Origin of the sequence: Methylibium sp. (assembly GCF_031393925.1) — a bacterium.
Lineage (GTDB): Bacteria > Pseudomonadota > Gammaproteobacteria > Burkholderiales > Burkholderiaceae_C > Methylibium.
The window spans coordinates 1-2,658 of sequence record NZ_JANMWL010000150.1; the positions used below are offsets into that span (position 1 = coordinate 1).

Annotated in this window: 2 protein-coding genes and 1 pseudogene; all 3 read left to right on the forward strand. The window is 64.8% G+C overall.

Annotation, left to right across the window (positions count from 1 at the left end; translation table 11 throughout):
* Positions 1-423, forward strand: a pseudogene (locus RMO12_RS08555) (NADH-quinone oxidoreductase subunit L); the annotation flags it as partial.
* Positions 424-436: 13 nt separating this feature from the next.
* Entirely contained in the window at positions 437-1,912 is a 1,476-nt protein-coding gene (locus RMO12_RS08560) for an NADH-quinone oxidoreductase subunit M (RefSeq protein WP_309638964.1), read from the forward strand.
* A 2-nt stretch (positions 1,913-1,914) separates the two neighbouring features.
* Positions 1,915-2,658, forward strand: a 744-nt coding sequence (locus RMO12_RS08565; protein WP_309638965.1) for an NADH-quinone oxidoreductase subunit N, incomplete at its 3' end; no start/stop codon positions are given.

A 2,658-nucleotide genomic window follows, 5' to 3' on the forward strand; every position in this document is an offset into this window, starting at 1 on the left:
CACGGCGCTGCCGCGATGGCCTTGCACAGCCTCACCGCCTTGCCGTTCTGGCTGGCGCTCGCGGGCGTCGGGGCGGCGTACTGGTTCTACATGCTCCAGCCCGCCATTCCGGCGGCGATGGCGCGCCGCTTCGGCTTTCTCTACCGCTTGCTCGACAACAAGTACTACATGGACTGGATCAACGAACACCTGCTCGCACCGGCCGCGCGTGGCCTGGGCACGGGTTTGTGGAAGGGCGGCGACATGGCCCTCATCGACGGCGCGATCAACGGCTCGGCGCGCCTGGTCGGCGTGGGCGCCGGGTTCATGCGCGTCCTCCAGAGCGGCTATCTCTACTGGTACGCACTGGTCATGATCATGGGCGTGATCGGCTTGATGACCTGGATGCAGTGGCCGTATTTCACGGCCCTGCTCGGTCGCTGAAGAGGGCAGCTGCATGGGCCTGCTCTCACTCGCCATCTGGCTGCCGATCGTCCTGGGCGTGCTGTTGCTCGCGCTCGGCCGCGAGCAGCATGCGGGCGCCGTGCGCTGGCTCGCGCTGCTCGGCTCGACCCTGAGCTTCGTCGTCACCCTGCCGCTCGTGACGCGCTTTGACCGCAGCACCGCGGCGATGCAGTTCACCGAGAGCGCCGCCTGGATCGACCGCTTCGCGGTGCGCTATGCGCTCGGCGTGGACGGCATCTCGGTGTGGTTCGTGCTGCTCACCGCCTTCATCACCATCGTCGTCGTCATCTCGGCCTGGGAGGTGATCACCGAGCGCATCCACCAGTACATGGGCGCGTTTCTCATCCTCTCCGGCCTCATGGTGGGCGTGTTCAGCGCGCTCGACGGCCTGCTGTTCTACGTGTTCTTCGAGGCCACTCTGATCCCGATGTACCTCATCATCGGCATCTGGGGCGGCGAGCGGCGCATCTACGCGGCCTTCAAGTTCTTTCTCTACACCTTGCTCGGCTCGCTGTTGATGCTCGTCGCGCTGATCTACCTGTACTACAAGTCGGGCGGCAGCTTCGACATCCTCACCTGGCACGCGCTGCCGCTGCCCGCGACCGCGCAGACCTTGCTGTTCTTCGCCTTCTTCGCGGCCTTTGCCGTCAAGGTGCCGATGTGGCCGGTGCATACCTGGCTGCCCGACGCCCACGTCGAAGCGCCCACCGGCGGCTCGGTGGTGCTGGCGGCCATCATGCTCAAGCTCGGCGCCTACGGCTTCCTGCGCTTCTCGCTGCCGATCGTGCCCGATGCGAGCCATGAATGGGCCGGCTTCGTCATCACGCTGTCGCTGATCGCGGTGGTCTACATCGGCCTGGTGGCGCTGGTGCAGCAAGACATGAAGAAGCTGGTGGCGTATTCGTCGATCGCCCACATGGGCTTCGTCACGCTGGGCTTCTTCATCTTCAATGATCTCGGCATGGCCGGCGGCATCGTGCAGATGATCAGCCACGGCTTTGTCTCGGGCGCCATGTTCCTGTGCATCGGCGTGCTCTACGACCGCGTGCATTCGCGCGAGATCGCGGCCTACGGCGGCGTGGCCAACACCATGCCCAGGTTTGCGGCGCTGGCCGTGTTCTTTGCCATGGCCAATTGCGGCCTGCCGGGCACGGCCGGCTTCGTGGGCGAATGGATGGTCATCCTGGGCGCCGTGAAGTTCAACTTCTGGATCGCGCTCACCGCCGCCACCACCCTGGTCTTCGGCGCCGCCTACACCTTGTGGATGGTCAAGCGCGTTTACTTCGGCGCGGTTGCCAACGACGACGTGCGCGGTCTGGTCGACCTGAACGCGCGCGAGTTCTTCATGCTCGCGCTGCTGGCGGTCGCGGTGCTGTGGATGGGCGTCTACCCCAAGCCCTTCACCGACGTGATGCAGGTCTCGGTGGCCAAGCTGCTCGAGCATGTCGCGGTGTCAAAGCTGAATTAGCAATGAATGAAATGAACTGGCTCGCCGTCTACCCGGAGATCACGCTGCTCACGATGGCCTGTGTCATCGCGATGGTCGACCTGTACGTCACCTCGCCCGGGCGCACACCGACCTACGTGCTGTCGCTCATGACTTTGTCCGTGGTGGCGGGCATGCACCTGGCGTACTTCAATGGGAGCTTCACGCACTACGCCATGCAACGCATGGTGGTCGGCGACCCGATGGGCCACCTGCTGGCCTTCTTTGCCACCCTTGCCACCTTCGTGACGCTGGTCTACGCGCGCCCCTATGCCGCTGACCGCGGCATCCTCAAGGGCGAGCTGTTCACCTTGGCGCTGTTTTCTCTGCTGGGTATCCAGGTGATGATTTCGGCGAACAACTTCCTCGTCATCTACCTGGGCCTGGAGCTGATGTCTCTGTCGCTCTACGCGCTCGTCGCGCTGCGCCGCGACCACGCCGTTGCCACCGAGGCGGCAATGAAGTACTTCGTGCTGGGCGCGCTCGCCAGCGGCTTCCTGCTCTATGGCTTGTCGATGATGTACGGCGCCACCGGCTCGCTCGACCTCGGTGAAGTGTTCCAGGCCATCGCCTCCGGCCAGATCAACAAGCCGGTGCTGTTGCTCGGTCTCGTGTTCGTGGTGGCGGGGCTGGGCTTCAAGCTCGGCGTGGTGCCGTTTCACATGTGGGTGCCCGACGTCTATCACGGCGCGCCGACCGCCGTCACGCTCATGATCGCTGGCGCGCCG